Source organism: Rectinema subterraneum (assembly GCA_009768935.1).
GTDB classification, from domain to species: Bacteria; Spirochaetota; Spirochaetia; order Treponematales; family Rectinemataceae; genus Rectinema; species Rectinema subterraneum.
In genome coordinates this window covers 1-7,166 of record WESA01000072.1, presented here as the reverse complement: position 1 = coordinate 7,166, position 7,166 = coordinate 1, and the positions used below count along the sequence as shown (strand labels likewise).

The 7,166-nt window shown below is 49.6% G+C and carries 9 protein-coding genes; 7 read left to right on the top strand and 2 right to left on the bottom strand.

Annotated features, from left to right (window positions below; translation table 11 throughout):
* Positions 1–117: 117 nt before the first annotated feature.
* From GAP13_RS13130 to GAP13_RS12180, 6 genes are all read left to right on the top strand, one after another.
* Complete coding sequence (locus tag GAP13_RS13130; protein ID WP_222126170.1) at positions 118–996, top strand: DEAD/DEAH box helicase; 879 nt, start codon at positions 118–120, stop codon at positions 994–996.
* 48 nt (positions 997–1,044) lie between these two features.
* On the top strand, positions 1,045–1,587 hold the full coding sequence (locus GAP13_RS13125; protein WP_222126169.1) for a hypothetical protein: 543 nt from the start codon (positions 1,045–1,047) through the stop codon (positions 1,585–1,587).
* 39 nt (positions 1,588–1,626) lie between these two features.
* Positions 1,627–1,758 (top strand): hypothetical protein, encoded by a 132-nt coding sequence (locus tag GAP13_RS13270; protein WP_306769195.1) that lies wholly within the window; start codon positions 1,627–1,629, stop codon positions 1,756–1,758.
* 271 nt (positions 1,759–2,029) lie between these two features.
* A complete protein-coding gene (locus GAP13_RS12190) occupies positions 2,030–2,743 on the top strand; it encodes a Sir2 family NAD-dependent protein deacetylase (protein ID WP_158907504.1) in 714 nt (237 codons plus the stop codon).
* A gap of 148 nt (positions 2,744–2,891) precedes the next feature.
* Positions 2,892–3,890 (top strand): class I SAM-dependent methyltransferase, encoded by a 999-nt coding sequence (locus GAP13_RS12185; protein ID WP_222126168.1) that lies wholly within the window; start codon positions 2,892–2,894, stop codon positions 3,888–3,890.
* 4 nt (positions 3,891–3,894) lie between these two features.
* Positions 3,895–4,176 (top strand): YkoF family thiamine/hydroxymethylpyrimidine-binding protein, encoded by a 282-nt coding sequence (locus tag GAP13_RS12180; RefSeq protein WP_158907422.1) that lies wholly within the window; start codon positions 3,895–3,897, stop codon positions 4,174–4,176.
* A gap of 63 nt (positions 4,177–4,239) precedes the next feature.
* Here GAP13_RS12180 and GAP13_RS12175 read toward each other — a convergent pair whose 3' ends face one another.
* Both GAP13_RS12175 and GAP13_RS12170 read right to left on the bottom strand, forming a co-directional pair.
* Positions 4,240–5,124, bottom strand: a complete 885-nt coding sequence (locus tag GAP13_RS12175) for an MBL fold metallo-hydrolase (protein WP_241864304.1) — start codon at positions 5,122–5,124, stop codon at positions 4,240–4,242.
* A 16-nt stretch (positions 5,125–5,140) separates the two neighbouring features.
* Positions 5,141–6,472 (bottom strand): branched-chain amino acid transport system II carrier protein, encoded by a 1,332-nt coding sequence (locus GAP13_RS12170; RefSeq protein WP_158908578.1) that lies wholly within the window; start codon positions 6,470–6,472, stop codon positions 5,141–5,143.
* 246 nt (positions 6,473–6,718) lie between these two features.
* Between GAP13_RS12170 and GAP13_RS12165 the strand changes: the two genes are divergently transcribed.
* On the top strand, positions 6,719–7,166 hold a 448-nt coding region (locus tag GAP13_RS12165; RefSeq protein WP_158907418.1), incomplete at its 3' end, for a serine hydrolase domain-containing protein.

The window sequence follows — 7,166 nt, the reverse complement described above, 5'->3', positions numbered from 1 at the left end:
GCTGTTGCATCGCTTGCACTCGGTAAAGACAAATCTGGTGTGCTGAAAAGAGTATTGATCGATGAGTAAGGAATTCTTTCCTCCGCGCCTCGACGTACATCCCCTCCATCTATGCCTATGAGCCGCGGCACGGTTTTCACTGATCACTCTAACCTCTATCTTTCCGGCACGCCATTCCGCGCCATCGCTTCTGGCGAGTTCAACGAGTTTGACCTGAACGAGTTTTTCCGCGCCGAGGGGATCGGAAAGGACGCGCGATTTAAGTACGAAAACGAAGTTCAAAAGTGGCTCGACCTTATTCGTGGATCATTTCTGGAAACTACGGTGGACAATCTGAAAATGGGGGCCAGAAAGCCGCCGTTTCCATATTCCGATGCGCGGCTGCTTAATGTGCTAACCCATACCCTATGGTTCCTTCCAAGCGTGGCGTCCTGTTATGCCATGCGCAACCTTATGGCGCAACGGCAGAACAAGTTCTATCACGATTACACCGTCGTTGTGGCCGCAGGTAATGCTGCCGGAATCGGAGTCGCGGCACTGGAACCGGTACTGAAGGCGATGGATGATCCCCTCAAGACGAAGACCATTACGCTCTCCTGCGGAAAACTGACTACCGGCGTGACGGTTCGACCCTGGACCGGCATTTTCATGCTGCGCAACTCCTCAAGCCCGGAAACCTATTTCCAGGCTGCATTCCGGGTGCAATCGCCTTGGACGCTCAAGAATCCGGACGGGCAATCGCCGAACGAGGAGCTGATTCTCAAGGAGGAATGCTACGTCTTCGATTTTGCGCCTGACCGTGCCCTGAGGCAGATTGCCGACTATGCCTGCCGTCTGGATGTCAACGAAGCCAACCCTGAGAAGAAGGTCGAGGAATTCATCAGCTTCCTGCCGGTGCTGGCCTATGACGGCAGCTCCATGAAACGCATCGATGCCGCAGGCATTCTCGACATGTCGATGAGTGGTACCACCGCCACCCTGCTCGCCCGCCGCTAGGAAAGCGCCCTCCTGGTAAATGTAGACAACGATACCCTGCGCCGGCTCATGAGCAATGAAGAAGCCATGCGGGCACTTATGAGCATCGAAGGCTTCCGCAGTCTGAACCAGGACATCGAGACCATCATCAACAAATCCGAGGCAGTCAAAAAACTCAAGCGCGAGGCCAACGATCGCCAGCTCGCCAAGGAAGAAAAACTCAAGCTCAGCGAAGAAGAAAAAGAATACAAGAGCAAGCGCAGGCAAATTCAGGAAAAGCTCATCAAATTTGCGACGCGGATTCCCGCCTTCATGTACCTGACCGATTACCGCGAGCGCACCCTCAAGGATGTCATCACCCAGCTGGAGCCAGGCCTCTTCAAAAAGGTGACCGGACTCACCGTGAAGGATTTTGAGCTTCTGATAAGCCTCGGCGTCTTCAACAGTGCCCTCATGAACGACGCGGTCTACAAGTTCAAGCGCTATGAGGATGCCAGCCTGCGATACGTCGGCATCGACAGGCACGAAGGCGAGGACATCGGGCTCTATGACACCATCTTGCGCAAAGAAGAGTATGATCAGACATTCATGAATATCGCAGCGGAGCGTTGATGGAGCTAGAAGCGATATAAGCATTTTTCATCAGCGATCGTGGACAAAGATAAAAAGTCTATTTTGCTTTTAAAAGATAAAGCTCGCGAATTTAAAGCCATGGCGTTGGCAATGGAGAGCACAGGGTATTCGCAATATTTTGCTTGGCAGCTGCTTTTGAGCGTATTGTAACAAGGCAAGTACCCCTGGGGGAATTACCATGACCCTGCTGGGGAAAGGAGATGATCCTTGACGCACGAAATGATTCGTGCTGATTTTGGATGATACGGTCGCCGGCGAGCCTCCCAAGCTCGTGAAGCGGGTTCGACTCCCGTCGGTCGCTCTCGATGAATGGCCTGCAAACAGCGGGCCTTTTTGTTATACTGACAATATGACATCACAATCACAAATATCTCGCGACTGTGACAGCGCCAGCCCCGAAAACCTCCAGGCCCTCTACGACATGCTACTCGCGTCCCGCCATTGCGTCGCGTTCACCGGCGCAGGGGTGAGCACCCTCTCCGGCATACGCGATTTTCGCGGCAAGAACGGCCTCTACAAGACCCCCGATGCTGACAAGATCTTCGATATCGACATTTTCAGGCAGGACCCCTCCTTCTATTACAAGATGACCAAGGACTTCATCTACGGGCTGGGCGACAAGAAGCCTTCGGTCGTTCACAAGGTCCTCGCGGAGTTGGAAAAGCGGGGCATTTTGAAAGCCATTATCACGCAGAATATTGACCTACTGCATCAGAAAGCAGGAAGCCGTCGCGTCATCGAAATCCATGGCTCTCCGTCCTTGCATCATTGCCCGAGGTGCGCCTGGTCCATGACCTTCAGCGAAGTGGCCGCAATTGTCCGCGCAGGAGATATTCCCCGGTGCAAAAAATGTGACGCCGTGCTCAAGCCGGATATCACGTTTTTCGGCGAAAGCCTGCCCGCAGAAGCGCTCGCCGAAGCAATAGAAGAAGCTCGCTCAGCCGATCTGCTCCTCGTCCTCGGCTCGACCCTGCTCGTCTACCCTGCCGCGACCCTTCCGGAATATACCCTCGAACATGGCGGCAGGCTCGTGATCGTCAATGATATGGCGACCCATCTCGATGCCGCCGCCAGCCTCAGGTTTTCCGATCTCGGCTCGGTTTTCGATTTTCTTGAAAAGAAACTGAAATGCTGAAAGCTGGGCAGCAGGCAGGGCCGGTATTTCAATTTTTTTATCCCAGCCGCACCGCCATTGAAATTTTCCCTTCCTTGTATTCATTACGTTTTGTAACTTCAACTGACAAATTGTAAAATCAAGTAATAATGCATTATATTTCAGCGACTTGCACAAAACACGCTCTATCGTTTCTGCCAAAGAGTCGATTCAAGCATACATCTATTTCTGGCGCGACAATATCGGAACGGAAATCGATGTGGTTTTCGAAGAGAGCCTGAAGTTGAGGGCGCTCGAAATTCAATCAGGCAAGACCTTTTCGCCGAATTCACCTCGAATCTCGAAGCATGGATCGGTATTCGGGTTCGTTGCTGGAAGATTGCGCGCTCATCTATATAAAACGCAAGCTCTTGTCTGTTATCATGCAAATAATCATAATCTGGACATGGAAGCCGGATCATCATCTCCGGTCACAGACCCAAAAGTGCTGTTTGATGATTTTGCCAACGAATACGATAGCTGGTTTTTGACGCCTGCCGGCAGGAAAGTGTTTGCATTCGAGCTGGATCTGTTGTTGAATTCGCTGCCTGCATTGAGTGGCATCCATCTGCTTGAAATTGGTATAGGCACAGGGCTCTTTGCAATAGAGTTCCAGAAGCGAGGTGCAAACGTCGAGGGCATCGAACCTTCCCCAAAAATGCGTGCAATAGCCGAAAAGCGTGGTCTTGAAGTAAAGTACGGTTTAGGCGAAGCAATCCCCTATCCGGATAATTCTTTTGATGTAGTGCTTGCAATGACCTCCATTGAATTTTCAAAAATGCCTGAGCGCTTTTTGCAGGAAATGGTTCGTGTCACCAAACCCTCGGGCATCGTTGCCGTTGGAGTGCTCAACCTCTGGTCCCTGTATGGCATATCACGCAGAGTAAAAGGGCTATTCAAAAAAAGCCTTTATGATGAGGCACATTTTTATTCGTATAGAGAGCTGAAAAAGTTTCTTTCAACATATGTGAATAACGTTGAGGTAAAATCGACGGTTTTCTTAAGCCCTTCGCCTCCAAATTTCATTCTAGAGAGAGCAGATGCTATTGAACATTTTGGGAGACACCACCTTGTGCCATTTGGTGCTCTCCTTGTCGGCACAGGCAAAAAAGCTGAACAAAGGAAGTGACAAAATGCTTATTGAAGTACAATTTTCCATGTATCCAATAAGAGAAGCGCATATTTCACCCTTCATACAAAAAGCAGTCAACATTATCGAAAGCTTCGGGCTTCCTGTGCAGGTTGGCCCCATGAGCAGCATCACCTATGGCGAGAGTGCAACGATCTTCAAAGCTTTCGACAGGATTATCGAGGAATTCGCCGGATCCACCCAGTTTGTGCTCATCACCACCATTTCAAATGCCTGCCCAGTTGATTTCAGTCAAAATAAATCTTCTTCAAAAAGCTCCCTTTAGAGGCCTTTAGAGGCATAGCCAGAAGACTTCGCGGCACGCAAAGCCCCCCTCCCTCTCCGAAACTCATGGGTATTCGAAATAATTCCCTGTCTGCAGAGGCATGAATCGCGTTCCGAATTTCTTTCTGAGTTCGACTTGGGCATTGAACCCGGTGCAGTGCCCTGCGTAGATCGAGCCAACGACGAGCGAATCGAGAGCATCCACCGTTTTTGCAATCCTCTCCATAGGCGCTTCAACAAGGTGCAATCCACCAATAATCGAGGTAACTTCTGAAATACCGCTCATGGCTATGGCATGTTTTGTTATGTTGACAATCCCGGCGTGGCTGCATCCGGAAAGTATGACGATCCCTTTCCCTTTTACGGCCCCGATGACCGATATATCGTCATTCATGGGATCCTGGACAAGGTGATTCTGCGTATCGATTGTCTTGAGCGGTATGCCCACTTCCTCGAAATCGGTCTGGCGCTGTATATATCCGGTCGTTGCAAGCCCGGGCATAAGCTGGAGAGGATCCGCCGTGAGGAAAAAGGCTGCACCAATTTTCTCCAGGTTTGATTTTGCATCATCTGACGTTATCCCTACATGCCGTAAATAAGGCTTGTCGATGAAATTGAGCCTGAAGAGATCCGGATGGGCAATAACGGGTATATCGGTTTTTCCAATTGCCCTCAGCACTTCCGCCAGACCCTGAGTATGATCATAGTGGCAATGAGTGAGCACAATAGCATCGATACTGGCTGGATCGATCCCCATAAGTCTCATGTTGTGGAGAAGTGCTTCGTGACTCTGGCCTACATCTATCAGAATATGCCTTACAAAACCATCTTTACTCGCGGTCACATAAAGCGAAATTCCATGTTGACCCCAAAAGGGGCTCTCATACATCACTGAATCTTCAGCCACTACCCTGACCGACAAGTTGTCCAGCATGTCCATTGTATTCATAGAGCCTCCCTCTCCCCTACGGTTTGACCGCTTCATCTGGCGCTTTTTTCCCTCTGCCTATGACAGCGATAATCTGGAATACCACAATGGCAGCAATAGACGGGAAGAGCCAAGCGAGCCCTTGTTTCCCTAGAGGCATTGCTGCATTCAGCTTCGAGAAAGGCGTATTTGCGATGCCAAGACCCGCCAGAAAATCGCCTATACTGAAAAGTATCGCTACGAGAACGCCTGCCTGGGTAGCAAGCTTGACTTTGAGAAAGTCAGTAAAGAGTGACATGATGATAATAATGACAAGGGCAGGATAAATGAGCATCAGCCATGGAACCGTATAGCCCACAATTTTGGAAAGACCTATGAGACCCAGCAAAAAACCAATGATACTGCTGGCTGCTACAGTAAATTTGTACTTGATTTTGCCTCCGCTCATCTGCTCGAAGGTATCACCTGCTGCCGAGGTAAGGCCTACGGAGGTTGTAATGCAGGCCAGCGCGATAATGACAGCAAATACTATTTTGCCAAAGTATCCCAAGAGACCTTCCGCTATTTTAACAGAGAGAACTCCGATTGCCGCATCCGGAAAGAGCCCGCCTGAAGATGCACCCAGATAGGTAAGACCAGTTGAAGTAAGAAGAAGAGCAAGGGCAGCAAAAATACCTATCGTAATGATGGTGGAACTTCGGGATTTCGCATCTTCGATACCCCGTCGCTTGAGTTCGTTGATAATCCAGATTCCGAAAATCGATGCTCCCAGGGCGTTCATTGTATTGTAACCGTTAATGATGCCGTCGCTGAAGGCGGTAGACGATCCTGTTGAGGCAACCGCTGACAGAGGAGCAAAGATTCCTTTGATAACCAGGATAATCATGAAAACAATAAGTGCAGGGGCCAGATATTTGCCTATTCTGTCTATGACTTTGGAGCGGTTATAGGCAAAATAATAATTGAGAGCAAAATAGACAAGAAGGGTTACCCAAATGGGAATCGACGGGAAAAATTGCGCAACAGCCATCTCATGCGTCGCAGAACTGACACGCGGCAGTATGAAGACTGGTCCCATGATGAGGACGGCGATCGTGGTATACGCAATCGCAAAGCCTTTGCCCAGAACCATTGATGTCAAGCCAAAAAGAGAAGAATTCTGCCTTGATATAGCAAGGTAGGCCAAAAACACCATGAAGCTGTTCACGACACCATAGCCGAGCGCCGCTATAAACCACGAAGCTCCGGTAGTTCTTCCCAGCATTGCAGGGAAAATGGTGTCACCCACTCCAAAATGTCCGGAGAAAACAGCCGCAGAAACGACGAGAACAGCTCCAAAGGAAAGAGCTTGTTTCTTTGTATCAGCCATATATTGCCTCCTGAAAAGAATTGTATAATTGGCATATGCCAATGTCAACTGTTTTTGGTATAAATAAAAAGAAACCAAGCATAAATATTGAATATCGTCTCTATATCCTGATTAAGCCCTATTTTGCTGGCCTTGAAAGCAGATTCTTTAAATCAGTTCTCTACTCGCGCCCGACATAGCGTTCGCCCGGTGCATATACTAAAATACAAAAACACTCGGCAATTGAAGGACTAGAAGCAAATGCAGATGACAGAAACACAAAGAGCTGCGCAATTTATAGAACAGTATATCCCCGAAGCCATGCACGAAACTAAAACGCCTGGCTACAGTGTCGCGGTCATGAAAGATGATGAGCTCGTGTATGGAGGCGGTTTTGGCTGGCGGGATCGCGAGCGATTTTTGCCCGCAACTGCTGACACTTTGTATGGAATTGGTTCATGCACCAAGGCTTTTGTGGCTACTGCCGTTCTATTGCTTGCTGAACGGGGCGCGCTGACGCTGGAAGACCCTGCCGGGCGCTATATCCCTTTGAAACTTCGCGCAACCGGAGGCACTCCCGATGGCGCCCCCAACATCGGCGCCTTCGATGGTAGCGCCGAAAGTGGCCCCATCACGATTCACCACCTTCTGACGCATTCTTCGGGCCTTCCGTCTCTTTCGACATCTGAAATTCTTTTGCAGCAGGGGCTTGGGC

Excerpts from the sequence above, each read along its gene's own strand:
- GAP13_RS13130 (WP_222126170.1), top strand. The coding sequence starts at position 118 with ATGAGCCGCGGCACGGTTTTCACTGATCACTCTAACCTCTATCTTTCC.
- GAP13_RS13125 (WP_222126169.1), top strand. The coding sequence starts at position 1,045 with ATGAGCAATGAAGAAGCCATGCGGGCACTTATGAGCATCGAAGGCTTC.
- GAP13_RS12190 (WP_158907504.1), top strand. The coding sequence starts at position 2,030 with ATGCTACTCGCGTCCCGCCATTGCGTCGCGTTCACCGGCGCAGGGGTG.
- GAP13_RS12180 (WP_158907422.1), top strand. The coding sequence starts at position 3,895 with ATGCTTATTGAAGTACAATTTTCCATGTATCCAATAAGAGAAGCGCAT.
- GAP13_RS12175 (WP_241864304.1), bottom strand. The coding sequence starts at position 5,124 with ATGAATACAATGGACATGCTGGACAACTTGTCGGTCAGGGTAGTGGCT.
- GAP13_RS12170 (WP_158908578.1), bottom strand. The coding sequence starts at position 6,472 with ATGGCTGATACAAAGAAACAAGCTCTTTCCTTTGGAGCTGTTCTCGTC.